18 protein-coding genes are annotated in these 25,852 nt (G+C 58.1%); 10 read left to right on the forward strand and 8 right to left on the reverse strand.

Translation table 11 applies throughout. The features are described from left to right. Positions 1 to 33: 33 nt before the first annotated feature. The 3 genes from LCM31_RS15870 to LCM31_RS15880 are packed head-to-tail and all read right to left on the reverse strand — an operon-like array spanning position 34 to position 8,101. Complete coding sequence (locus LCM31_RS15870; RefSeq protein ID WP_224871672.1) at positions 34 to 1,308, reverse strand: GNAT family N-acetyltransferase; 1,275 nt, start codon at positions 1,306 to 1,308, stop codon at positions 34 to 36. A gap of 56 nt (positions 1,309 to 1,364) precedes the next feature. Further along, positions 1,365 to 7,295, reverse strand: coding sequence for a non-ribosomal peptide synthetase (locus tag LCM31_RS15875; protein ID WP_224871674.1), 5,931 nt, complete (start codon positions 7,293 to 7,295; stop codon positions 1,365 to 1,367). Then, positions 7,292 to 8,101 (reverse strand): CheR family methyltransferase, encoded by an 810-nt coding sequence (locus LCM31_RS15880; protein WP_224871676.1) that lies wholly within the window; start codon positions 8,099 to 8,101, stop codon positions 7,292 to 7,294. Before LCM31_RS15880 ends, LCM31_RS15875 begins: the two co-directional genes overlap by 4 nt. A 327-nt stretch (positions 8,102 to 8,428) precedes the next feature. Here LCM31_RS15880 and LCM31_RS15885 point away from each other — a divergent pair, with 327 nt between their 5' ends. Next, on the forward strand, positions 8,429 to 10,606 hold the full coding sequence (locus LCM31_RS15885; protein WP_224871678.1) for a penicillin acylase family protein: 2,178 nt from the start codon (positions 8,429 to 8,431) through the stop codon (positions 10,604 to 10,606). A gap of 22 nt (positions 10,607 to 10,628) precedes the next feature. On the opposite strand, the gene uvrA is transcribed toward LCM31_RS15885, so the two are convergent. Further along, on the reverse strand, positions 10,629 to 13,454 hold the full coding sequence (uvrA, locus tag LCM31_RS15890; protein WP_224871683.1) for an excinuclease ABC subunit UvrA: 2,826 nt from the start codon (positions 13,452 to 13,454) through the stop codon (positions 10,629 to 10,631). Between the two features lie 193 nt (positions 13,455 to 13,647). Between uvrA and LCM31_RS15895 the strand changes: the two genes are divergently transcribed. The 3 genes from LCM31_RS15895 to LCM31_RS15905 all read left to right on the forward strand — a co-directional run bounded on the left by LCM31_RS15895 (position 13,648) and on the right by LCM31_RS15905 (position 16,483). After that, entirely contained in the window at positions 13,648 to 14,820 is a 1,173-nt protein-coding gene (locus tag LCM31_RS15895; RefSeq protein ID WP_224871687.1) for an MFS transporter, read from the forward strand. Between the two features lie 213 nt (positions 14,821 to 15,033). After that, complete coding sequence (ssb, locus tag LCM31_RS15900) at positions 15,034 to 15,618, forward strand: single-stranded DNA-binding protein (protein WP_224871691.1); 585 nt, start codon at positions 15,034 to 15,036, stop codon at positions 15,616 to 15,618. Positions 15,619 to 15,634: 16 nt separating this feature from the next. Then, positions 15,635 to 16,483: a sugar nucleotide-binding protein gene (locus LCM31_RS15905; RefSeq protein ID WP_224871694.1), complete on the forward strand. Its 849-nt coding sequence runs from the start codon at positions 15,635 to 15,637 to the stop codon at positions 16,481 to 16,483. A gap of 96 nt (positions 16,484 to 16,579) precedes the next feature. Here the strand turns inward: LCM31_RS15905 and fabB are convergent, their stop codons facing one another. Together fabB and fabA are read right to left on the reverse strand one after the other, a co-directional pair. Further along, positions 16,580 to 17,803: a beta-ketoacyl-ACP synthase I gene (fabB, locus tag LCM31_RS15910; protein ID WP_224871696.1), complete on the reverse strand. Its 1,224-nt coding sequence runs from the start codon at positions 17,801 to 17,803 to the stop codon at positions 16,580 to 16,582. Positions 17,804 to 17,879: 76 nt separating this feature from the next. After that, a complete protein-coding gene (gene fabA / locus LCM31_RS15915) occupies positions 17,880 to 18,404 on the reverse strand; it encodes a 3-hydroxyacyl-[acyl-carrier-protein] dehydratase FabA (RefSeq protein ID WP_010132163.1) in 525 nt (174 codons plus the stop codon). 329 nt (positions 18,405 to 18,733) lie between these two features. On the opposite strand from fabA, the gene galU reads away from it, so the two are divergent. Further along, positions 18,734 to 19,570 (forward strand): UTP--glucose-1-phosphate uridylyltransferase GalU, encoded by an 837-nt coding sequence (galU, locus tag LCM31_RS15920; RefSeq protein ID WP_224871698.1) that lies wholly within the window; start codon positions 18,734 to 18,736, stop codon positions 19,568 to 19,570. 1 nt (position 19,571) lies between these two features. Continuing rightward, positions 19,572 to 20,921, forward strand: a complete 1,350-nt coding sequence (locus tag LCM31_RS15925; protein ID WP_224871700.1) for a phosphohexomutase domain-containing protein — start codon at positions 19,572 to 19,574, stop codon at positions 20,919 to 20,921. 105 nt (positions 20,922 to 21,026) lie between these two features. Here LCM31_RS15925 and ispB read toward each other — a convergent pair whose 3' ends face one another. Next, entirely contained in the window at positions 21,027 to 21,989 is a 963-nt protein-coding gene (gene ispB, locus LCM31_RS15930; RefSeq protein ID WP_224871702.1) for an octaprenyl diphosphate synthase, read from the reverse strand. Positions 21,990 to 22,351: 362 nt separating this feature from the next. Between ispB and rplU the strand changes: the two genes are divergently transcribed. The 4 genes from rplU (at position 22,352) to proB (ending at position 25,466) form a co-directional block, all read left to right on the forward strand. Next, positions 22,352 to 22,663: a 50S ribosomal protein L21 gene (rplU, locus tag LCM31_RS15935; RefSeq protein WP_222232593.1), complete on the forward strand. Its 312-nt coding sequence runs from the start codon at positions 22,352 to 22,354 to the stop codon at positions 22,661 to 22,663. A 31-nt stretch (positions 22,664 to 22,694) separates the two neighbouring features. Next, positions 22,695 to 22,952: a 50S ribosomal protein L27 gene (rpmA, locus tag LCM31_RS15940; protein WP_010132157.1), complete on the forward strand. Its 258-nt coding sequence runs from the start codon at positions 22,695 to 22,697 to the stop codon at positions 22,950 to 22,952. A 102-nt stretch (positions 22,953 to 23,054) separates the two neighbouring features. Continuing rightward, positions 23,055 to 24,260, forward strand: coding sequence for an Obg family GTPase CgtA (gene cgtA, locus LCM31_RS15945; protein WP_224871704.1), 1,206 nt, complete (start codon positions 23,055 to 23,057; stop codon positions 24,258 to 24,260). Positions 24,261 to 24,332: 72 nt separating this feature from the next. Next, positions 24,333 to 25,466: a glutamate 5-kinase gene (gene proB / locus LCM31_RS15950; protein ID WP_222250602.1), complete on the forward strand. Its 1,134-nt coding sequence runs from the start codon at positions 24,333 to 24,335 to the stop codon at positions 25,464 to 25,466. Between the two features lie 49 nt (positions 25,467 to 25,515). On the opposite strand, the gene rpsT is transcribed toward proB, so the two are convergent. After that, positions 25,516 to 25,782, reverse strand: a complete 267-nt coding sequence (rpsT, locus tag LCM31_RS15955; RefSeq protein ID WP_010132154.1) for a 30S ribosomal protein S20 — start codon at positions 25,780 to 25,782, stop codon at positions 25,516 to 25,518. Positions 25,783 to 25,852: the final 70 nt, after the last annotated feature.

Here is a 25,852-nt window from a genome sequence, read left to right on the forward strand (position 1 = left end):
ACGGCAAAGTCTCTGCGGCCAGGTGTTGCAGGACTATTTGTTGCGGTGCTCGAGACGGCGTCGCCACTGACGTTTCGTCCAGGTCATCAGACCGCTCTTGACCAGAAGAGTGCGTATCCATTGCTTTCCAATCCGGGTCGCTCCGTCCGCTATTCGTGTTACCTGCGCGGCCACAGATTTTCCGTAAAAATGCAGGGTCACCTCCTTGTTGTTCTTGTTACCGTAGAGCGCCTTGTAGCTCGCATCGCCAAAGCCGAAGTCAAACCAGCGGACCCCTTCGGCTTGCAGCTTTTCCTGAATGCGACGTAACAGATAGCCGCCGGGTGCAATGTCGCGATGTGCCGGCAGAAAGGAGGCGGCCATATAGCAGAAGCAGCCGTTGCACAAGCCGCCTACCGCATACGCAATGTTGTTTCCATCCGCCTGCAGTAAGAAGCCACGCAACTGGCCATTGTTTGCGAGGATACCCAAAATGTTCTGCCAGTGCTGATTGTCGCGGACGCCGACACCAAGGCCCCCCTGATAGCTCTGGTCGCCTATCTTGGAGGCCGCGGCGATGAGACGCTTTACCTGATGCGGTTCGGTAAACTCAACGACCTGGATCTTGTTGTCAAAGTGCCGCTCCAGTTTACGGTCTTTGCGTCGAAAGGAACCGCGCGTTTTCGAGGAGTTGGTGATCACCGGCTCGCCATCAGCATCCGTCAGCTCGGTGTACCAATGCTCCGTATAGACCGGATTTCCTTCTCCTGCCTGGTGTAGACCGTGTGACAAGACTTTGCCAAGTTCACTGTCGCTGCGTAGATGGTGGACAGCGATACAATCGATCTCCTTGCTGGCAAGCAGATCACGAAGGTAAAGCAGCTGTTGCTGTGCAACTTCCGGACTATCGGCAACAAACCCGCCGTTTACTATTTCCAAGGTCCTGAGCAATGGCATTGGGATCGAAATCGGTCCCAGCGAGCACCGGGTTCTGCTCAATGCGATACGGGCGATTAATATTCCCCGAGGGGCATCGGCAGACTCCCACAGAACCACCCGTGGACTTCGGTAAATATCATTTGATGCAAGGAAAGGAAGGTAGAAACTAGAATGCGCATGAAGTGAGCCGGGTGCGTCACAACGCGACTGGGAGAACGACTCCCAGTGCGATAGCAGAAGGCGTGCCTCCTCATTTGTGTGTGCAGTCCGAAGTGCGGTATTTCTATCAATGGATTCACTGTGGGTATCGGCAGTGACAGAGACAAATTGTGCTTGTTTCAGATCGACACTCGTCTCTGGGTGCAAAGCTGTTTCAACTTCCGAGGGCATTCTCAGGTCCTTTTGATCTAGTACCGGTATTTCAATTCACAGTCGTATGCACACGATTATCGGATTTTTTCGCCCTCCAACGGTTTCAAAAACTCCCTTCTACTGTGATGGAGTTGTTTGCCCGACATGGTCCACCACTGAAGTTCCAATAGTTTCGCAATGGTTTCCTGTGAAAAGCGATAACGGACGATCCGTGCTGGGTATCCAGCGACAACAGCATAGGGTGGAACATCTTCGATAACTACTGCACCAGCGGCGATGACGGCACCATCACCAATTTTTTGCGTGGGGTAGAGTATTTTCGCTCCATCGCCAATCCATACATCGTTGCCTACCTCGATAGTGGTTCGATCGAGTTCATAGCCCGCACTGAACCCGAGCCGTGAATGGTAAAAAATACCATGCGTAGAGAGTGTATTACGGGGGTGATCTGCGGTTTGGAATTGCACCGTGGGGTAAATTGTTGAGTACCTGCCAACGCGTGTGTAGCGCTTCAACTTTGAAGGTTCAAATCTGACACTGGTGAAGTCGTCGACCTCAATGTCGTAGTACTTGCGATAGAGATCGCGCATGGTAAGGCTGAATGTGGAGCCACCTTCCAGTTTAAGGATGAGTTTCTGCAACGCGATGCGTACCAGCCCCCGCTTAATCGCGAACATCGGTGCCAGCAGCATACTTGCGATTTTAGAGCGTTGCATCTTCATACCGTGCGGGAAGCTCGGTAGATCACTTGCCTGCTGGTTCTCACGTAGCCTGCCGAGGATGCTGTTGACCTGAAGCTCCGTTTTTTCGTCGACGGTCGCTGTTGCGAGTACCTGGGCTTCGGACTTCCCATCTCGGAATTGAGAAATGGCCTGTGCCAGCGCACTGACACTGGGGAAATCGAAAAGTAGTGTCGGCGGCAACTCAAGTGCAAATAGCTTGTTCAGTCGTGCAATAACGTTAAGAGCCGATAAGGAGTGGCCGCCAAGGTCGAAGAAACTGGTTTCCAAATTGGTTACTGATGTTTTTAGCTGGCTTTCGAAAACACTTTGGATTGTTTTGTTGATATCTACTGGCGTTGCGATGGTTTTGGCGGTTCCGCCGTCGGCTTTGGTTTGCTGGTCAATTGCAGTGCCCGAAGTGTCGCGGACTTCTGTGGAGGGTATGGTTGCACTTGTGCTCGGTGGCGCAAACGCCTTTCTGTCCACTTTACCATTGGGCGTGAGCGGGAATGACGCTACCGGGATAAAGACGGATGGCACCATATACTCCGGGAGAGTGAGGCGAAGCTGCTGACGTAGGGTCTCGCTATCCGGTAACTCACTGATCGTTTGCCCCGAGGTTTCTGCCTGTTGGCCCAGAAGATAGGCGACCAGATATTTTCCGCCGGACTCGTCATCGTGTGCGATCACCACACATTGCCGCACAGATGGGTTCTCGGCGATGCGCGCTTCGATCTCACCTATTTCGACGCGAAAACCACGGATCTTAACCTGGTGGTCCATGCGCCCCAGGTACTCAATGCGTCCGTCGCGATGGCGTACCACCAAGTCTCCGGTGCGGTATAGCCGCTCGCCGTTGAGTGCCTGGCACGAGAAAAATCTTTCGCGTGTGAGCTCTTCACGATTGTAGTAGCCGAGCGCAACACCTTCGCCACCGATACACAGTTCACCGGGCACACCGGCGGGCAGCGGTTGGGCCGCAGTATCCAGCACGTAGAGTGTGGTGTTCGCGATGGGCATCCCGATAAATGCCGAATCATTGGGGGATTCCACGGCGCTGACGGACGACCAGATTGTAGTTTCGGTTGGACCATAAAGATTCCACACTTGCAGGCCGCAATCCAAAAGCCGCCCCGCCAAGTCCTTACCCATGGCCTCGCCGCCACACAGCACGCGCACGCCTGGGTCACCTTGCCAGCCATGATCGAGGAGCATTCGCCAGGTAGACGGTGTCGCTTGCATCACGCTAATGTTCTCTCGGCGCAAGGTTGACTGTATCGCCTTGGGATCTCGAGACTGCTTCCAGTCCTGAATCACCAGTCGACCACCGCTCAATAGAGGGAGGAACAGTTCCAGCAAGGCAATATCGAAGCAGACGGTGGTGAGCGCGAGCAGCGTATCGTCTGTGGAAAAGCCGGGTTTTTCCTGCATGGAGCAGAGAAAATTCACCAGGCTGCGCTGGGATATCTGCACGCCCTTGGGGCGGCCGGTAGAGCCGGAAGTATAAATAACATAGGCGGGCGCGCCTGGCTGAGCTTGCTGCTCTCCTTCTAAGGAAACCTCCTGCGTAGCAGAGATGGCCTCATAAGTGGCATTTTCGCTACTTTCGAATCTCGCGCTTGCGTCCAGCAGGATCGCTTCGCCGGTGAACGAGGGGAGCTGGTCGCGGCTGGCGCCGTCAGTAACCAGCAACTTGGTCCCGCTGTCGTCCAGGATGTGGCCGAGCCGTTCGGCGGGGAACATCGGGTCCAATGGAACAAAGGCGCCACCCGCCTTCCATACCGCAAGCAGCGCTACCATCAGGTTGGTCGAACGTTGCATACATATGGCGACCAGGGTGCCGGACTTAACACCGCGGGTGCGTAGCTCCTGTGCGAATCCCTCGGCGCGCAGGTTCAGCTGTTGATAACTGAGCTGTTCATCGGAGCCGGTTACTGCGGTCTTTGCTGCATGGATTTTCACCTGTTGATCGAACAGCTGTGGAACCGTTGCTTGCTTGGGAAGCTCGGTTTGGGTCTGGTTCCACTGCTGACATACCAGACTGCGCTCTTCAGTAGCCAGTAATGGCAGTTGGGTGAGCGGCTTGTCAGGCATAGCCACGATGCTACTCAATAGCTGTTCCAGATTGAGCGTAAGATTTTTTGCCGTTTCCCGGTCGAAGAGTGCCGAGCGGTATTCCAGTGTCCCGGACAGGGACGATTCCCCCTCCAGTATCGAGAGGGTGAGATCAAATTTTGCTCCGCCGGCATGGGTGGTTAGTGGCGTTACACGGAGCCCTGGCAGTGTCCACTGCCCGGCGCTTTGTTTGCGGTGGATGAACAGGTGGCGGAAAAAGGGCGGCTCTCCAGAAGCGCGCGGGGGATTCAGCTCGGCCACCAGATCTTCAAATGGGACCTGATCGTTACTGAAGGCATCAATGGTGGTTGTGCGTACCTGCTGCAACAAGTCCCGGAAATTTCTTGCCTGGGAAAAATCTGTGCGCATCACCAGAGTGTTGATAAACAGACCAATCATGGATTCGGTCTGTGTATGTGGGCGGCGACCACTGGGTGTGCCAATAATGATGTCGTTTTGTTGCGTATAACGATGCAGCAAAAGCTGCCACGCTGCGAGTAGCAGCATAAAGCTGGTGGCGGATTCCTGGCGGGCCAGGAGATGTAGCTCTGCGGTCAAGGTGGCGGGTAACTTAAAGGTCACCATACCCCCTTTGAAATCCGGTTCTTCCGGGCGTGTGCGGTCTGCGGGAACATCCAGGGGCGTGGGCAATGCCGTAAGCTGGTTGCGCCAGTAGTTTAACTGCTGGCGATAGGCTGGCGAGGCTTCACGCTGCTGTTCCCAGTAAGCAAAGTCTGAAAACTGCAGTGGTTGTGATGGCAGTGAAATTGCTCTTCCAGTATCCAGTGCGCCGTACAAATTTCCTAATTCAGTAAAGAATATTCCGCTGGACCAGATATTGTCGTAAATGATGTGGTGGAAGCTCAGGACGAGAATCGCCGTTTCGTTATCAATGCGGATCAGATGAGCGTGAAATAACGGCCCCTGCTTCAGTGAGTCTGGTTCCCGCAGTATTTTCTGGCAGTAGGCGAGGGCGCGGGTGGCGCGCCCTTTTTGTGGCTCCTTGCGCAGGTCGATCGTGTTGAGACTGAACGAGGTGTGCGGTAGTACCTGTTGATAGGGCCCCTCTGCGTCTTCCGGGAATACCGTTCTCAACACATTGTGGCGTTCAAGCAGGGTCGCAATAGCCTGCTCAAGGGCACTGATATTCAGCGCCCCGCGCAGCAGTACCGAGTTGGAGATTCTGTAGGCTCGGCTATTTCCCCACAGCTTTTCTGCCAGCCACATCCGCTTCTGCGCCGAACTAAGTGGAATCCGCGTGTCGGCGGGTGCACGGGCAATACCTTTGTCTACGATTTGGTCCCCAGTATTGGTGTTGGTTTTGGTTTTTGCTTTGGCTTTGGCTTTCAAAGTATCGATGCGGGCGGCGAGTGCACGAAGGTCTTTTTCCTCGAAGATACTGCGCATATTCAAGTTCACATCAAACTGTTCGTTGATGCGCGCCAGCAATTGGGTGGCGTTTAGTGAATGGCCACCGAGTGCAAAGAAGTTGTCGGTGATGCTGATGGCATCTTTGCCGAGTAGCTCCTGACAGTACTCGACCAAGCGGGCCTCAGTTTGCCCTTTAGGGGGCATGTAGGGTGTGCCGGGTAGTGTTTTGCTTTCCGTTACTGACGGTAGTGCGTTGCGATCGATTTTATTGTTGGGGGTTTTTGGTAATTGCTCGAGCTGCACGTATAGGGTCGGAATCATGTAGTAGTTGAGCGTCTCGCTCATATGGTCGCGCAGCTGCTGGACGCTTAGCGCCGCGCTTTCTGACGGCACCAGATAGGCCACCAGTTGTGTTTCCCGCTCATGTTCGCGCGCAACGATTACCGCTTCGGTGATGTCGGGGTGGGCCAACAGTCGCGCTTCGACTTCGCTCACCTCCACGCGAAACCCGCGAATTTTCACCTGAAAATCCCTGCGTCCACGGTGGTGCAGCAGGCCGTCGGCGTCCATCTGGCCGAGGTCGCCGGTGCGGTAAATCGTGATTCTGGGGTCTTGGCGGTCGCGACTAAATGCCTTGGTGCTTGCCTCCAGGTTTTTCCAGTAGCCAAGTGCCAGGTAGCGGCTGCGTGCGGTAATCTCGCCGATCTTTCCCGGTGCTACCTCTTCGCCGTTTTCATCGAGCAGCAATATGTCTACGCCCTCTACCGGGTAGCCAATCGGCACCACGTCGCCATCGAGCTCGGTGTCTGGGCCTACGTGGAAGTAGCGTATGGTGCCGGTCTCCGTGGAGCCCAGCCCAGTGTAGAACTCAATGTTTGAGGAAAATACGTTTCTTGCCAGAGTGATATCACTGGTCAGGACTCTCTCACCACCGAAGGTCACTAGTCGAATTGAGAAGTTGTCGTCTTCCTCAGGGCGGTACTGCGCAGCAAACTCCCGGAACAGTGAGGCGACCGAGTGATAAATCGTGATGCGCCGTGACTTCAACCAGTCTGCCAGTTTTTCCACGCCCTCTCGATGGAAATCGTAGGGAAACAACGCGGCACCATTGAGCAGGGCGCCAAAAATACAGTAAACAGAAGCGATGACGCTGCAGGAGTACAGCAGTGTCATACGGTCTTCGGGTGTCACATTTTGCAGGTTGCTGCGCCGCATGCAGCCGTGTAACAGGTTGCGGTTGTTCTGCACCACGCCTTTTGGGGTGCCGGTGGAGCCAGAGGTGTAAATAATGTACGCCAGTGTGTCCGGCGAAACGGGAATATCCGGGTTGCTGCTGTCGTTATGCTCGGAGACACTGTCCAGGTTGAGCACCGCAGCATCGTCGCGAGCGAGCTCGCGGGCTTCCGTCAGACTTGAACTGTTGCTGATAATCAGCGCCGCCTGGGATTCTTGGTAAATGTATCGATTGCGCGCCTGGGGAAAGGCGGGGTCTATGGGGACATATGTGTGACCACATTTTAATATCGCCAGAATGGCCGCAATTTGTGGAATCCCTTTTTCCAGATACAGGGCCACTCGCGCCGGTTTCTCGGCTGGGACCTGGGCGAGAATCTGGTGTGCGAAGCGGTTTGCCAGCTGATTGAGTGCGCTGTAAGTAACCGACCCGCTGGCGTCGGTAATGGCGAGACGATCCCCGTAACGTTCTGCCAGTTTTTCAAAGCGCTGGGCAACTGATTGCTCGGTATCTGCAAGGGTAAATTCGGTGGCGTTCTGTGCGGTTACTTCGACAGTAGTCATACGGTGGCCTTTCGATAAATAGTGCAGTGTTCGCGAATCCATTCGCGGGAGCGGCGGCTGAAGGGTTTTCTGCCCCAGTAGGCACCAGCCCACCCGTCACCACGGTCGCGGCGCGCGTCGTTATGAATTTCTTCGATCAGATAATCTTCCGGCTGCAGCTGAAATTTTTTGGTGAGCTGCACACGCATGTCCATGTCCATACCATTGACAAATAGCGCGCCGCCTGGTGCTACAAGCTTCTCCAGATGGGCAAACGCCTGGCGCGCATTGGCGGCCGGCAGATGGAACAGGACATTCTGGGCAAACACCAGGTCGGCATGCCCCAGCTCGGCAATAAAGTCCGTGTCCAGCATGTCGCCGACATGGAACTGGATGCTGTCCAGTATTTCTGGTTTAACCCGGTAGTTGTCGCCCTCTATATCGAAGGTTCTGCCGACAAAATCTTCGGTCACGAATGGACCCTGGTAGACCTCTTCACGGGAGTAAATTGGGTTTTGCGCGCGCTCAATGACTTCCGGCACTATGTCGAACGCTTCGATACGGAAATCGAGATCTGGAAAGTGGCGGCGCAAGGTAGTAGCCAGGGAGATTGGCTCGGCGCCACTGCAACAGCCGAATATAAGGATGCGCATTTGCGCTGCCGGATCGCTGATTATCTGCGGTAACACCCGCTCCACCAGAGCGCGATACTGGTGTGGAAATCGGTGGAACTGGGTATACACGCGATTGGTGCGTGGCGTGGTTTTCACGACATACCAGTGTTTCAAATGCCGCAGCAAATTTTTGATAGGCGATGGGTTTTCCATGTAGGAGAACATCCTTTGTCGACTTGTTCAGGGCGATAAGTTTCCGCGCCGGCAATTACTGTTATTCGGCGGGAGGGATCGTCAGAGCTTCGTTGCTTTTTGGGTTACGGAGATCGTTTGTATGGTGTGGAAGAAACACGTTTGTCTGTGCTTCCCGCTCCGGTTTACCGCGAAAATTATAGATATTGGTTGAGGTATCACCGGCGCAGTAGATGAATGACCGGACAATTAATTGTTGGCGGAGTTGACCGGTCAGACAGGTTCGCGGCTTTACCTGTCACGCAATGGGCCTGAAACTGACGGTTTATTTGCAATAAGAAAATAACAATGCGCTTGCTCACATCACTATTGGCCGCCTCCGGTTGCCTTGCGACGGTCTGGTACGCTGCCGAACAGAATTTGCCGGCCCCTATCGACGCCATCTTACGTGCCCAAATGGAAACTGCCGCGAGCCACTACAGCGCGGAGATCCTGCGTGATGAATGGGGCATTCCGCATGTTTTTGGTGTCACCGATGCGGATGCGTCCTTCGGGCTCGCATACGCCCATGCCGAGGATGATTTCGCCACCATTCAGGATGTGATCCTGACGACACGCGGTCGCCTGGCAACACACAAGGGCTGGTCCGCGGTCAAAACGGACTACCTGGTGCAGTGGATGGGGGTATGGGATGCGGTGAATAGCAGCTACCAGCAGCGCCTGTCACCAGAAGGGCGGGCCATGGCCGAAGCCTACGCGGCGGGTATTAATCTGTATGCGGTGCAGCATCCGGATGCCGTTGCGCGCGCGCTGTTGCCGGTCACGGGGAAAGATCTCGTTGCCGGCTTCACCTTTAAGACACCAATGTTTTATGGCTTCGACAAAGCGCTCGGTGAGCTGCTGAATAGTGAGCAGCCCCTTGAGCTTGCGGTGGCCGGTGACGACGCGCTGAGCTGGCAGCCCCTCAGCAACCTGCCAATTGGTAGCCAGGGCATCGCCGTGGCACCCCATCGTTCGTCGGATGGTGCGACCCGATTACTGGTGAACTCGCACCAGCCACTGACCGGGCCGGTGGCCTGGTATGAGGCGAGTATTCACTCCGATGAGGGGCTGGATATGGCGGGGAGTACTTTCCCCGGATCGCCGGTGATTATTCACGGCCACAACCGCGATGTTGCCTGGGCCAATACGGTGAATAAGCCGGACCTTGTGGATATCTACCGGCTGAGCATTAACCCGGAAAATGCCAACGAATATCGGTTGGATGGCGAATGGGTAGAGTTTGAGCGCGAGCCTGCCTCGATGACGGTGAAGCTCTTCGGGCCACTGCACTGGACCTTTGACAAGGACGTGCTGCGCTCACAACACGGGCCAGTGATGGAAACCGAACACGGTGTTTATGCGCTGCGCTGGGCGGGTATGCAGGAGTCGCGCACGCTGGACTTTATGCTGGCGCTTAACAAGGCGCGAAACCTGAATGACTTCGAGGCCGCGTTACGCCTGCAGGCGATGCCCAGCATCAACTATGTGTACGCCGATCGTGCGGGCAACATTGCCCACTACTACAACGCGCAGTTCCCGCAGCGGATTGAAGGTTGGGACTGGTCCAAGGTCTTGCCGGGTGATCGCTCCGAATTGATCTGGCAAGGGTACCGCCCGTTTGCACAGATGCCGAAAACCGTGAACCCCGCATCGGGGCTGGTGTACAACGCGAACAATCCACCGTTCCAGGCAACCGATGGCGATGACGATCCACGGGCCGAGCAGTTCCCCGCATCAATGGGCATCGAGTCGGTAATCACCAACCGCGCACTGCAGATCGAAGCCCTGTATGGCGACAGCGCGCAAATCTCCCCGCAGCAGTTTGAAACCTTCAAGTACGATGTCGACTACCACCCGCACTCTTATCAGTTAACCGGGCTGAATGCGTGGTTAAGTGACGCCCACGAACGTTTCGTTGATACGGACTACGCCGCCGCGCTGGAGGATTTACGGAGCTGGTCGGGGAGCTTTGCGCAGACGGATAATCTTGCGGCGCTGGCGGCATTGACCCTTGCCCCGTTCCAGGCTGCGAACACTGCGCAGGTTGCCGACACGCTGGTGGACGAGGCCTTCCGTACCGCGGTGGATGGTCTGGTTGACGCGCACGGGCAGCATCGGCTGCCTTTCGGTGAGGTTAACCGGCATGTGCGCGGGGATCTTAGCCTGCCGCTGAGCGGCGCTGCGGATACGCTGCGTGCGGTTTACGGGGGCGAGTTAAACGACGAGGGCTTCTGGGAGAATCGCGCTGGCGACAGCTACGTGATGTTTATCAGCTGGCCCGAGGATGGTGAGGTGCAATCGCGCGCTGTGCATAACTTTGGCAGCGCCACGCTGGACACTACCTCACCGCACTACGCGGATCAGGCGCCCCTGTTTGCCAATGAGCAATTGCGTGCGGTGTATTTCGATCGCGCACAGATTGAGCGACAGGCGGTACGTCGCTATCGCCCGCAGCAGTACTCGGATTCTGCTGCAGGCGAATAAGCCGAGGTCTTAAGCCTGGGTCTTAACCGAGCATCGGCCCAAGGAAGCGGCCGGTGTGGGAACCCTCTACCTCGGCGACGTCTTCCGGCGTGCCGGTGGCAATGATCTGGCCGCCGCCGGAGCCGCCCTCCGGGCCGAGGTCAACAATCCAGTCCGCGGTCTTCACGACATCCAGGTTGTGCTCGATTACCACGATGGTGTTGCCGTGATCGCGCAGTCGGTGCAGTACGTCCAGCAGTAGTTGGATATCGGCAAAGTGCAGACCGGTGGTGGGTTCGTCGAGGATATACAGGGTCTGCCCGGTATCCCGTTTGGAAAGCTCACGGGAGAGTTTTACCCGCTGTGCTTCACCGCCGGAAAGTGTGGTGGCGGCCTGTCCGAGCTTGATATACGACAGGCCCACGTCCATTAGTGTCTGCAGTTTTTTCGCGATAGACGGAACCGGGTCGAAGAATTCCCGCGCGTCTTCCACGGTCATTTCCAGGACTTCGTGGATGTTCTTGCCCTTGTACTGCACTTCCAGTGTTTCCCGGTTGTAGCGTTTGCCTTTGCAGGTGTCGCAGGGCACGTAGATATCCGGCAGGAAGTGCATTTCCACCTTGATTACACCGTCACCCTGACACGCTTCGCAGCGGCCACCCTTGACGTTGAAGCTGAAGCGCCCGGGTTTGTATCCCCGTGAGCGGGCTTCCTGAGTGCCGGCAAACAATTCACGGATGGGGGTGAAGATGCCGGTATAGGTGGCAGGATTGGAGCGCGGTGTGCGGCCGATGGGACTCTGGTCGATATCCACACACTTGTCGAAGTGCTCGAGCCCCTCAATTTTTTTGTGCGGCGACGCTTTAAGGGTGGTGGCCTTGTTCAGCGCAGTGGCAGCCAGCGGGTACAGGGTGGTATTGATCAGCGTGGACTTACCGGAGCCAGAGACACCGGTGATACAGGTGAACAGGCCTACCGGGATTTCCAGATTGACCGACTGCAGGTTGTTACCGGTGGCACCTTCAATGCGCAGCACGTAATCCGGGTCGAATACATAGCGCTCTTCTGGAATCGCGATCTTCTTTTCACCGGACAAGTACTGCCCGGTAAGCGAGCGATCACACTCGGCGATTTCCTCCGAGGTGCCCGCAACCACCACCTCGCCGCCGTGTACCCCGGCACCGGGGCCGATATCCACAATAAAGTCGGCACTGCGAATGGCGTCCTCGTCGTGTTCGACCACGATCACGGTGTTGCCCAGGTCACGCAGGTGGGTGAGGGTGTTGAGCAGACGTTCATTGTCGCGCTGGTGCAGGCCGATGGAGGGTTCGTCGAGGATGTACATCACACCGACGAGGCCGGCGCCGATCTGGCTGGCCAGGCGAATACGCTGGGCCTCACCGCCGGACAGGGTTTCGGCGCTGCGGTTCAGGGTCAGGTAGTTTAGCCCCACATCCACCAGGAAGCGGAAGCGATCGCGCAGTTCCTTGAGGATCTTGTCGGCAATCTCTTTTTGCGCGCCCTTGAATTTCAGTTGGTCGGCAAAGTATTCGAAGGCGTCGCCCACCGGCAGCTCGGTGATCTGCGCCAGGGTGCGGTTATCCACAAATACATGCCGGGCTTCACGGCGCAAACGGGTGCCGTGACACTCGGGGCATTTCTGGGTGCTCAGGTACTTGGCCAGTTCCTCGCGCACCGATTGGGATTCGGTATCCCGGTAGCGGCGCTGGAAGTTGGGGATAATGCCCTCGAAGGTGTGGCGGCGCACGGTGATATCACCGCGGTCGTTGACGTAGCTGAAGTCGATGGGCGTATCGCCACTGCCATTCAGAATCACCGCGCGATACTTCTTCGCCAGTTTTTGCCACGGCTTGTCCAGGTCGAAGCCGTAGTGCTGCGAGAGGGAATCGAGCATATGGTAGTAGTAGATGTTGCGTCGGTCCCAACCGCGAATGGCACCCTCGGAGATGCTGCTCTCCGGATCGAGGATCACCTTGTCTTCGTCAAAGAACTGTTTTACGCCCAGGCCGTCACAGCTGGGGCAGGCACCGGCGGGGTTGTTAAAGGAAAACAGCCGTGGTTCCAGTTCCTCCAGTGAGTAGTCACAGATGGGGCAGGCGTGGCGGGCGGAGAACAGGTAATCGTCGCGGCCGCCATCCATAAAGCTGATCGAGGCGATGCCATCGGTGAGGTTCAGCGCGGTCTCGAAAGACTCGGCCAGGCGCAGCTGTAGGTCCTCGCGTACCTTGAAACGGTCCACCACCACTTCGATGGTGTGCTTCTTGCGCTTGTCCAGCTTGGGGGTGTCATCCAGGTCGCACACGGTGCCGTCGATACGCGCGCGTACGAAGCCGTCGCGGCGCAACTGCTCAAACACATGCAGGTGCTCACCCTTGCGGTCGCGCACCACCGGCGCCAGCAGCATGATCTTGGTGCCCTCCGGCAGGGCCAGCACGTGATCCACCATCTGGCTGATGGTCTGGGCCTGCAGCGGCACATCGTGATCCGGGCAGCGCGGCTCACCGACACGGGCGAACAGCAGGCGCAGGTAGTCGTAAATCTCGGTGATGGTGCCGACGGTGGAGCGCGGGTTGTGGGACGTGGACTTCTGCTCGATGGAAATCGCTGGCGACAGCCCCTCCACAGTGTCCACATCGGGCTTTTCCATCATCGACAGGAACTGGCGTGCGTAGGTGGACAGGGATTCCACATAGCGGCGCTGTCCCTCGGCGTACAGGGTGTCGAAGGCGAGTGAGGACTTACCCGAGCCGGACAGGCCGGTAATCACAATAAGTTTGTCGCGGGGAATATCCAGGTCGATATTCTTCAGGTTGTGGGTGCGTGCACCCCTGACGTAAATCGTGTCCACTCGTCTTCCTGTTGCAAAAAGTGTGTGACTCGCGCGTCGGGCCATGTGTGGCCCGGCGGAAACAAACGGTCAAGTATAATCCGAGGCGCCGACGTGCCAAAATCCGCGTAACGCGATACGCCGAGGGGGATCAATTCCTGCGGCCCGCACTGGTACAATGCGTCCCGATTTTTCCTGTGTCCGGATTTTTTGCATGAACTCCACCGAACGCCGCGCGCTCGCCGGCCTCGCCTCCCTGTATGTGTTCCGCATGCTCGGCCTGTTTATGGTGCTGCCCGTGCTGTCTCTTTACGGCAGCGACTACAGCGGCAGCACCCCGGCCCTGTTGGGGCTCGCCCTGGGAGCTTATGGGTTGAGTCAGGCGATTCTACAGATCCCGCTGGGTGTGCTGAGTGACCGCTGGGGGCGCAAGCCGGTGATATTTCTGGGCTTGGCGGTGTTCGCGATCGGCAGCGTGGTGGCGGCCACGAGCGAGTCGGTGTACGGCCTGATTGGCGGACGCATTCTACAGGGCGCCGGTGCCATTGCCGCGGCAACCATGGCGCTGGCAGCCGACCTGACCCGGGATGAGAACCGCGGTAAGGCGATGGCGATCATCGGCGCTTCCATTGGTGTGGCCTTCGTGCTCGCAGTGGTGCTCGGCCCGCTGCTGGCCAACCTGGGTGGCCTGTCCGCAATTTTCTGGCTGACCGCGCTCCTCGCGCTGCTGGGGATACTCCTGGTGTGGCGCCTGGTACCCAACCCGCAAGTCCAGATACGACGCGGTCCGGTATCGGGCGATTTCGCGCGTGTGCTCAGTAATGCTTCCGTGTGGCGCCTGGTGTGTGGGGTCTTTTTCCTGCACCTGTTACTGACCGCGCTGTTTATACCCCTGCCGTTATTGCTGGTGGAGCAGCTGCAGTTGCCCAGTGCGGACCACTGGAAGCTCTACGCACCGCTGTTACTGGGTACCTTCGTGGTGATGGTGCCGCTGATGCGCATGGCGGAAAAGCGCCAGCAGGTCCCCGCGGCAATGCGACTGGCCCTGTTGGGACTGGTTTTTGGCGGTGTTGCCCTGATGCCGTCGACCGAGGGGGGCTGGATTGTCGCCTGTCTGGCACTGTTCTTCCTGGCGTTCAACCTGCTCGAAGCATTACTTCCCGCACAGCTGACCCGGGAAGCGCCAGCCGAGTGCCGTGGTGCGGCTTCCGGCCTTTATGCCACCTGCCAGTTTTTGGGGGCGTTTGCCGGCGGTAGCCTGGGCGGGCTCCTGTATGGTCATGGCGGCGCAGGCAGCGTCGCGACCTTCGTATTGGGTGTGCTGGTGCTCTGGTCGATCAGCTGGTGGCAGCTGCGAGGCATCCGCTTGACGGTTGCGAGTAGCTAATCACATACCCCCTTGTCTCAGCTTGGGCAACTCCAGCCATTCGCCCCGGCGGTGACGGCCCTTGCCGAGTATTGTATGCTGCTGGATATAAATACACCGTTGGCTGCGCCGGGGTTTGCCCTGCCGCAGCCCCGTTGGTTTTCCGGCAATATTTTTAACCTTTTTTAGAACATGAGAGCCCCGGTCGCCCCGGGGCGCAGAGAGGAGAGGCACATGGCTTCCAGAGGCGTGAACAAAGTAATCCTGGTGGGCAACCTGGGCGGTGACCCCGAGACCCGTTACATGCCGAGCGGTGGTGCCGTAACCAACGTGACCGTAGCGACTTCCGAGACCTGGAAAGACAAGCAGAGCGGTCAGCAGCAAGAGCGTACCGAATGGCACCGTGTGGTGTTTTTCAATCGCCTCGCTGAAATTGCCGGCGAATACCTGCGCAAGGGCAGCAAGGTATACCTCGAAGGTTCCCTGCGTACCCGCAAGTGGCAGGACAAGAACTCCGGCCAGGACCGTTACACCACCGAAATCGTTGCCAGCGAAATGCAGATGCTGGATAGCCGCGGCGAAGGTGGCTACCAGCAGCAGGGCCAGGGTGGTGGCTTCCAGCAGCAAAACCAGGGCGGTGGTTTTCAACAGGATCAGGGTGGCTACCAGGACGAATTCGCCCAGGGCCGTTCTGCGCCTTCACCGATGGCACCGTCCAACCAGCAGCAGGGTGGCGGCCAGCCGCAGAGTCGCCCCGCAGGTAATCAGCCTCCCGCCGGTGGCTTTGACAACAGCTTCGACGACGACATTCCCTTCTAAGTTGGCCTGAACCGCCATGCACCACACTGGCTACAAGCCCGACACCGCCGTTGTGATCGGTGCGGGTAACGCAATGGATAGCGCCTTGCAAAAGGGCCTGCAAAAGGTCGGATTCCGGGTGCAATTGCTCAGCGCCGAGCAGTTTATCGAGGGCGGACTTCCGGATGGCGTGCGCCCGATTATCGTCAATGCCGCCAGCTGTGCTGGCGGGATTCGCATGCCCGAGGCCAAGGCGGTGTGTCACGCACTGCTGAATCAGTCGTGCCACGCGATACTGCACCTGTCCTCCTACGGGGTCTTCGGTCATGTAGGCAGCAGAAAAATTGATGAGGATGCCGAGCCCGACCCGCTGTCCGAGCGCGGGCGTGACTGGTTTGCGTGCGAGCAAACGCTCACCTCGCTGGATAACGTCAGTATCTTGCGCCTGGGCTGGCAGGTAGACCGCAGCGAGCAGGCGCTACTGGGCCGGGTCATTCGCAGCCTGCTGGACGGGCGCGCGGTGTCGCTGGACGACGCCAGCCTGGGCAACCCGGTAACTGTGTCCGACCTTGTGCGTGTTGTGGTGGCGATTACCCAGCAGCTTGCCAGCGGTGCACCGACATCCGGCCTGTATCACTATGGCTCCGCGGATACCTGTACCGCCATGGATTTTGGGCGCGAGGTGGTCGATCGGATGCGCTCGCTAAACGGGGATGATTTCGCCGCGGAGTTGACCGTGCTGGAACCCGCGGAAAAGGATCGCTCCTATGTGCTGGCCTGTGGTCGCCTGCGGGATGTGTTCGGTATCCAGCAGCGCAGCTGGCGGCAGGGGCTCACCCGTCAGGTGGAGTTGTGGCTGGAGCGCTTGCAAAAACCCGCCTCCTGAGTCTGGCTTGTAGAAATATGCAGAACAAAAAAGGGCGAACCGCTAAGCGGTTCGCCCTTTTTTATTGCGCTGAGGGCTGCGGCCCTCGCACAGCGATCAGATTTTGTCGAACACCAGGCTGGCGTTGGTGCCACCAAAGCCGAAGGAGTTGGACAGCGCGCGGTTGACCTTGGCCTCGCGCAGTTCCGTGACCAGGTCCAGCCCTTCCGCCGCTTCATCCACTGTCTCAACGTTGGCGGAGGCCGCGATAAAGTCATTCTGCATCATCAGCAGGGAGTAGATGGCTTCCTGTACGCCGGCAGCGCCCAGAGAGTGGCCGGTGAGGGACTTGGTGGAGGCAAACGCCGGTACGTCATTGCCAAACACTTCCTTCATGGCGCGCAGCTCCGCGACATCGCCCACCGGCGTGGAAGTACCGTGGGTATTGATGTAGTCCACTTTGCCTTCCAGGCCCTTGCCGTCCATGCCAGCCAGTGCCTGCTGCATGCAGCGTGCCGCACCTTCGCCGCTCGGGGCCACCATGTCGTAACCGTCAGAGGTGGCGCCATAGCCGACCAGTTCCGCGATGATGTTGGCGCCGCGGGCCTTGGCGTGTTCGTACTCTTCCAGTACCAGACAGCCGCCACCGCCGGCAATTACAAAGCCGTCGCGGTCCGCGTCGTAGGGGCGGGATGCGGTCGTTGGGGCATCGTTGTACTTGGAGGACAGGGCGCCCATGGCATCAAACAGGTGCGTCAGGCTCCAGGCCAGCTCTTCGCCGCCGCCCGCGAATACCACGTCCTGTTTGCCCATCTGGATCAGTTCTGCGCCGTTGCCGATACAGTGCGCGGAGGTGGCACAGGCGGAGGAGATGGAGTAGTTCACACCCTTGATCTTGAATGGCGTGGCCAGACACGCGGATACGGTGCTGCCCATCACCTGAGGAACCCGGTAGGCGCCTACGCGACGCACACCCTTGGTTTTCAGGATGTTGGCTGCCTCAATGATGGCGGCGGTGGAGGTGCCGCCTGAGCCCATCACCAGGCCGGTGCGCGGATTCGAAACCTGGGATTCTTCCAGACCTGCCATGGCGATCGCTTCCGCCATGGAGATATATGCGTAGGCCGCGGAGTCTCCCATGAAGCGCAGGTGCTTGCGGTCAATGTGCTCTTTGAAGTCGATATCGACCACACCGGCGATCTGGCTGCGCAGGCCCAGCTCTGCGTACTCTTCCATCGCGCGGATACCGCTGCGACCAGCTTTCAGGGAGGCCAGCACTTCTTGTGTGTTGTTACCGATACAAGAAGTGATACCCATTCCGGTAATGACTACGCGGCGCATAGTGATCTCCAATAAAACTTGTAGAGTGAATTGTTATATTTCTATGTGACAGCCACTGGAGTGACTGTCTGCCGTATCAGAAGTCGTCGGTACGGGTAAACAGACCCACACGCAGGTCTTTTGCGGTGTAGATTTCACGGCCGTCCACGGACACAGAGCCATTGCCGATACCCATCACCAGCTTGCGCTCTACCAGGCGACTCATCTGGATGTGGTAGGTGACCTTTTTGTTGGTTGGCAGGATCTGCCCGGTGAACTTCACTTCACCACAACCCAGTGCGCGGCCGCGACCGGGGTTGCCTTTCCATGCCAGGAAGTAACCCAGCAGCTGCCACATGGCGTCGAGGCCGAGACAGCCGGGCATTACCGGGTCGCCGGGGAAGTGGCAGTCAAAAAACCACAGGTCTGGAGTGATATCCAATTCGGCGATCAATTCTCCCTTGCCGAATTCACCGCCGTCTTTGGCGATGTGGGTGATGCGATCCAGCATCAGCATGTTGGGAGTCGGCAGCTGTGCGTTGCCCGGCCCGAACATTTCACCGCGGCCACAGGCCAGAAGTTCCTCACGGGTATAGCTGCTTTTTTGAACGAAATTACTCATTGGGTCCCCATTCTGGGTATTTCTTACACGAGCCGGCATTCTAAGCGCTAAGGATATCTTGTCCAGTCAGTCATAACGCTTTTTGTGACTGGAACTGTCCCAATTAGCCCTTGACCCTCGTTGTTTGGCTCGAAACTCCGGACATCTTGCCAGATTGCCCGCAGAGACCGCTAGTCCTGTGTTGCTGTAACGAGGTGTGCCTGAAGGCTGTCATCCATTTGTGATAAGTTGCGCGGTCAACGGATGTCCGAGGTTTTGCCGTTGTGCTCTTGAAACTCAGCGTTTCGGCACAAGTTACACGGAATCGATTTAATAATGAGGGACGTGCAATGCTCAAAAAGTGTCTTTTCCCGGTCGCGGGCTACGGCACGCGGTTCTTGCCGGCCACCAAGGCCATGCCCAAGGAGATGCTGCCGCTGGTTAACAAGCCACTGGTCCAGTATGGCGTCGAGGAAGCCATTGAGGCGGGACTGACCGAGATCGGTTTTGTCACTGGCCGCGGCAAGCGCGCGATCGAAGACCATTTCGATACGAATTTTGAGCTGGAACACCAGATTGCCGGCACCGGCAAGGAGCGTTACCTCGATTGTGTGCGCAAGGTGATCGATACTGCGAGTTTTTCCTACACCCGTCAGGGGGAAATGCGCGGCCTTGGGGATGCAATCCTGCAGGGGCAGCGCCTGATCGGTGATGAACCCTTTGGCGTGGTACTGGCGGATGACCTGTGCCTGAACGACGATCTGGGTGTGCTGGGGCAGATGGTGCAACTGTACAAACAGTTCCGCTGCAGCATTGTCGCCGTTGAGGAAGTGCCGAAAGAGCAGATCCACAAGTTCGGGGTAATTGCCGGCAACGAAATCAAGCCGGGCCTGTACCAGGTCACCAACATGGTGGAAAAGCCCAAGGCGGAAGAGGCCCCCAGCAATATGGCCATTATCGGCCGTTACGTGCTGACGCCGGATATTTTTGACCTGATTCGCGAGACCCCGCCCGGTAAAAACGGCGAGGTCCAGATTACCGATGCTCTGCTGACCCAGGCCAAACGTGGCTGTGTTCTTGCATACCGATTCAAGGGGCGCCGCTTCGACTGCGGTTCTGTCGACGGCTTTATCGAAGCCACCAACCATGTTTACCAAAATGTCTATTTGCCGGGAGAGAGTGGCTGAGATGTCTGAATTAACCTGTTTTAAAGCCTATGACCTGCGCGGCCGGGTGCCGGATGAGCTGAATACGGATGTGGCTTATCGTGTGGGCCGGGCTTTTGCCCAGTATCTGGATGCGCGCCGCGTGGTGGTTGGCCATGATATTCGCCTGACCAGCGGCGAGCTGACCGATGCGCTGGCCAATGGCTTGCGCGATGCTGGTGCAGACGTCTACCACATCGGTGAATGCGGTACCGAGGAAATCTACTTCTCGACCTTTCACGGGGACTTTGACGGCGGTATCTGTGTAACCGCAAGCCACAACCCCATGGATTACAACGGTATGAAGTTCGTCCGCGCGGGCTCACGCCCGATCAGCGGCGATACCGGCCTGCTGGATATCAAGAAGCTGGCCGAAGACAACGATTTCGCTGCGGTGGAGACGCGCGGCGAACTGCACACCTTTGCCCACCGCGATGACTTTGTAAAACACCTGCTTGGCTATGTGGATACTTCTGCACTGAAGCCGTTAAAGTTGGTGGTCAATGCGGGTAACGGTGGCGCCGGCTCTGTGGTAGATGCACTGGCCCCGAGCCTGCCGTTCGAGTTTGTGCGCGTGCACCACGAACCCAATGGCAACTTCCCCAACGGTATTCCCAACCCGATTCTGCCGGAGAACCGCGAATCCACCGCTGCTGCGGTGCGTGAAAGCGGCGCCGATTTCGGTATTGCCTGGGATGGCGACTTTGACCGCTGCTTCTTCTTTGATGAAAGTGGCGAGTTTATCGAGGGTTACTACGTAGTTGGCCTGCTGGCCGAAGCGTTCCTGGCCAAGCACCCGGGCGCGAAGGTTGTGCATGACCCGCGTCTGACCTGGAATACTGAAGACATCGTGCAAGCTGCTGGTGGTACCCCGGTGCAGAGCAAAACCGGCCATGCATTCATCAAGGAGCGCATGCGCAAGGAAGACGCCATCTATGGTGGTGAGATGAGTGCCCACCACTATTTCCGTGATTTTGCCTATTGTGACAGCGGCATGATTCCCTGGCTGCTGGTGGCTGAACTGGTGAGCCGCAGCGGCAAGTCTCTGTCCCAGCTGGTGGGTGAGCGCATGGCCGCCTTCCCCTGCAGTGGCGAGATCAACTCCAAGGTCGAAGACCCCAAGGCGCTGCTGCAGTCGGCGGAAGAGAAATACGCGGGCGGCGCTAACAGTGTCGAGCACGTGGATGGCCTGAGCGTTGCCTTTGACGATTGGCGCTTTAACTTGCGTATGTCCAATACCGAGCCGGTTGTGCGCCTGAACGTCGAATCCCGTGGCGATGCGGCGTTGATGAAGGCCAAGACCGAAGAGTTGTTAACCTTGATTCGTGGCTAGCAGCCTTCTGGCCTTAGTGGCCCCGCGGCTGTAAACAAAGCCGTAAATAAAAAGCCCCGGAGTAATCCGGGGCTTTTTTGTTTGGTGCAGGAGGCTTGGTGCGCGTTACTTGGTGCGCGCTACCGAAAATTCTGCGAGCTGGCGCAGTGCCGTCTTGTGCTCCCCGTCGGACAGAAATTCCAGCTTCTCCAGTGCAAGTTCCACTTCCCGGTTGGCGCGGGCAAAGGTGTAGTCCAGCGCGCCACAGCTTTCGATGGCGGCGACAATCTCTGTCAGCTTGTCGGCGCTCTTCTGTTCAATGGCCTCTTTCACCAGCGCCGCCTGTTCCTCCGTGCCGTTTGCCATTGCGTAGATGAGCGGCAGGGTGGGTTTGCCTTCGGCCAGGTCATCGCCCACATTTTTGCCCAGCTCTTCCGGGTTGCCGCGGTAATCCAGCGCGTCATCCACCAGCTGGAACGCCGAGCCCAGGTGGCGGCCGTAGAGCTTCAGGGATTCGCGCTCGTCGGCACTGCATCCCGCCAGCACCGCGGCGGTTTCACAGGCGGCTTCGAACAGGGCGCCAGTTTTTTTATGGATCACGCTGAGGTAGTTCGCTTCGCTCACCGCAGGGTCACCGGCGTTCACCAGCTGCTGTACTTCGCCCTCGGCGATGGTATTGGTGGTATCCGAGAGGATCGACATGATGTCCATGTCTTTCAGTGCCACCATCATCTGGAAAGCGCGGGAGTAGAGGAAATCGCCTACCAGCACCGCCGGCGCGTTGCCCCACTGGGCGTTGGCGGTCAGGCGGCCGCGGCGCATGTCGGACGTATCCACAACATCGTCGTGGAGCAGCGTGGCGGTGTGGATAAATTCGATAATCGCTGCCAGGGTGATGTGGGCGTTCCCCTGATAACCCGCGGCGCGGCTGCACAGCAATACCAGTAGCGGGCGCAGGCGTTTGCCGCCGGCCTCGACCAGATAGTGTCCGATATTCTCCACCAGAGGGACGTCGGAATGCAGTTGGTCGATGATTTGCTGGTTGACGGCCGCGAAGTCGTCGGCGGCTACCTGGTGGAAGGGCAACATGCGGGGGTCCTTACAAGGGTCCTTATTACAGCGCGATTTCCGCGCTTATCTCTCTCACGGCGGCAAGACTAGCGGTTTTGCCTTCACTGGGAAAGGCGCGTCGCTAGAAAGAGCCTGCAAAGCCCCAGTTGGCGGGCAGTCAGGGGCTGCTCTGTCCGAAAAATGCACTATTGTATCCAGCGGGCGAATTGATTAGAATCTGCGCCCCGCTCAAACCGCGTCCGTGTTTTGTGGATGCAGTGTGGGTAGGGAAGAAGTTTTTAACATCAACGGCGCAAGCCCCCAAAATGCTGGTTAGTTGGTCACTTATTTTGTTGTGACTCTGCCGCTGCTTCGTGTCGTCCATTTTGGAGCATAGAGATATGTACGCTGTTATCGAGAGCGGTGGCAAACAACACCGTGTAGAAGAAGGCGAAGTACTGCGCCTGGAAAAAATTGAAGTCTCTACTGGCGAATCTGTCGATTTCGACAAGGTTCTGATGGTAGTGGACGGTGACACCATCAACATCGGTGCGCCGGTAGTGGAAGGTGCCAAGGTGACTGCAGAAGTGCTGAGCCACGGCCGCGGCGAAAAAGTACGGATCATCAAGTTCCGTCGTCGTAAGCACTCCATGAAGCGTCAGGGCCACCGTCAGTGGTACACCGAAGTTAAAATCACTGGCATCAAAGGCTAATCCCCGGGTAATAGAAGAGGAGTAACTACTCATGGCACATAAGAAAGCTGGCGGTAGTACGCGAAACGGTCGCGATTCCGAAAGTAAGCGCCTGGGCGTTAAGCGCTTTGGCGGCCAAGCGGTTTCCGCAGGCAGCATCATCGTTCGTCAACGCGGCACCAAGTTCCACGCTGGCGTAAACGTTGGTATGGGCAAAGATCACACCCTGTTCGCTACCGCTGATGGCGTAGTGAAGTTCGAGGTGAAAGGCGCTAACAACCGTAAGTTTGTTTCCATCGAAACAGCCTAAGCGGTCACAACGCCCGATCGAAAAGCCCCGCATTCGCGGGGCTTTTTTGTATTGATGGACCGCAAATTACACTGAAGACCGGATAACCCGGTAAGTAGACACATGAAATTTGTAGATGAGGCGCCGATTTCGGTGCAGGCCGGCAACGGCGGTAAAGGGTGCTTGAGCTTTCGTCGCGAGAAGTTTGTCGCCAAGGGTGGCCCCGACGGTGGCGACGGCGGTGATGGTGGCTCTGTGTATCTGGTGGCCGATGAGTCACTGAATACCCTGGTGGATTACCGCTATCAGCCCCGCTACCAGGCCCAGAACGGCGAAGGGGGACGCGGGCGCAACTGTACCGGCGCCAAGGGTGAAGACCTGGTGCTGAAGGTGCCTGTGGGTACCACCGCCATCGACGTGGAAACCGGGGAGACCCTCGGTGACCTGCTGGAGCCCGGTGAGAAGCTGCTGGTGGCACAGGGTGGCTGGCACGGCCTCGGGAATACCCGCTTCAAGTCCAGTACCAACCGCGCGCCGCGCCAGACCACCCCGGGCAGCGAGGGTGACCGCCGCAACCTGAAGTTGGAGCTGAAGGTGCTCGCCGATGTGGGCATGCTGGGCTTGCCGAATGCGGGCAAGTCGACGTTTATCCGTGCGGTGTCCGCGGCCAAGCCCAAGGTGGCCAATTACCCGTTTACCACCCTGGTGCCAAACCTCGGTGTGGTGAAGGTGCAGAAGTACCGCAGCTTTGTCATTGCCGACATCCCCGGATTGATCGAGGGGGCTGCTGAGGGCGCGGGGCTGGGTATTCGCTTCCTCAAGCACCTGACCCGTTGTCGTGTGTTGCTGCACCTGGTGGACCTGGCGCCGTTCGACGGTTCCGACCCCGCGCAGAATGCGCTGGCCATCGAGCGCGAACTGGAATCCTTTAGTCCGACTTTGGCCGGGCGCGAGCGCTGGCTGGTGCTGAACAAGACCGACCTGGTGCCGGCGGATGAGCTGGAGGAGCGTTGCCAGGCCGTGGTGAACGCGCTGGGGTGGCAGGGGCCGGTATTCCGCGTGGCAGCCATTCGTGGTGATGGCACCGATGTGCTGTCCGGCCAGCTGATGGACTACCTCGAAGAGCGCAAGGAGCAGGAAGAGCTGGACGGCGATCTGTTCGAGGCGGAGCAGGAAGCGCAGCGCCAGATGCAGCGCGAGGCCCGCGAGCGCATCGAGCATTTGCGTGAGGCGCAGCGCGCCAAGCGCAAGTCGGCGCAAGAATCTGGGGAAGATGATGAAGAATGGGACGACGACGACTACGACGTCGATATAGAATATCGTCCCTGATTTGTCGGCCCCTGCAGCGTAAAAATCTGGACAACGGTTTTTCTGCGGGGGCATACCCCATATGAGGAAGAAATGGATTCCATCTCGCCACGCCGGCAGCTTGCGGCGAGCAAGCGCTGGGTTGTAAAAATTGGCAGCGCCCTGTTAACCGATAATGGTCGCGGGGTTAATCGCGCGGCCATCCAAAACTGGGCCGGCCAGATCAGCGCTTTGCGCCGGCAGGGGATCGAGGTGTTGCTGGTCTCCTCTGGCGCGGTCGCCGCGGGTATGGACCGCCTTGGCTGGCGCAAGCGCCCGGACTCCATTCATCAGTTGCAGGCGGCGGCCGCCATTGGCCAGAGCCACCTGGTGCAGGTCTACGAGCACGCGTTTGGGCAGTACGACTGCCGCACCGCGCAGATCCTGCTCGACCATGACGACTTCTCCAATCGCACCCGCTATCTCAATGCGCGCAGTACCATCAAGACGCTGCTGTCCCTGGGCGCCGTGCCCATCATCAATGAAAACGATACGGTGGTGACCGACGAGATTCGCTTCGGCGATAACGATACCCTGGGGGCGCTGGTGGCGAACCTGGTGGAGGCGGATGCCCTGCTGATTCTCACCGACGCGGACGGCCTGTTTACCGAAGATCCCCGAGATAATCCGGATGCAGAGCTGGTGCGCGAAGCGGCCGCGACCGACCCGCGGCTCGCAGCCATGGCGGGGGACTCCCGCAGTGGTCTCGGGCGTGGCGGTATGGCGACCAAGGTACGCGCGGCGCAGCTGGCGGCGCGTTCAGGAGCGCGCACGGTGATTGTTGGTGGCAGTATCGATGGGGTGATCGAGCGAGTCGCTGCAGGCGAAGACGTCGGCACCCTGTTGCTGCCGGAAGCGGACCCATTGACCGCGCGCAAGCGCTGGCTGGCAGGGCAGCTGCAGGTTCGAGGCAAGTTGGTGCTGGACGCCGGTGCCGAGCGCGCGCTGTGCAACCAGGGCAAAAGCCTGTTGCCGGTGGGTGTTGTTGGCGTGGAGGGGCGTTTTCACCGCGGTGAGCTGGTGAGCTGCGTGAGCAGCGCTGGTGTGGAGGTTGCCCGCGGGCTGGTCAACTATGACAGTGCGGAGGCTGCCAAGGTGTGCGGCCAGTCGTCTGACCGTATTGTTGAGCTGCTTGGTTATCGCGACGATGATGAGTTAATCCATCGCGACAACCTTATTTTGCTGTAAATAAAAAACCCCGCATAAGCGGGGTTTTTTGTGCTCAGGAAGCGGTGGCTTAGGCAGCCAGCTTCTTGATCTGGGCATTCAGGCGGCTCTTATGGCGAGCAGCCTTATTCTTGTGAATGATGCCCTTGTCGGCCATGCGGTCGATAACCGGCACAGCTTCCGCGTAAGCGGTCTTGGCTTTTTCTGCGTCACCTGCATCAATGGCCGCAACTACCTTTTTGATGTAGGTGCGCACCATGGAGCGCAGGCTGGCGTTGTGATTGCGGCGCTTTTCGTTTTGGCGCGCGCGTTTCTTCGCTTGGGGTGAGTTGGCCACCGGTTGCTCCTGTCTGGAATCTATAAAATCTCGAACAATCGGGCCGGGGGCCCGTTTGGGACGCGACATT

This window comes from Microbulbifer agarilyticus (assembly GCF_020171345.1).
Classification (GTDB): Bacteria; Pseudomonadota; Gammaproteobacteria; order Pseudomonadales; family Cellvibrionaceae; genus Microbulbifer; species Microbulbifer agarilyticus_D.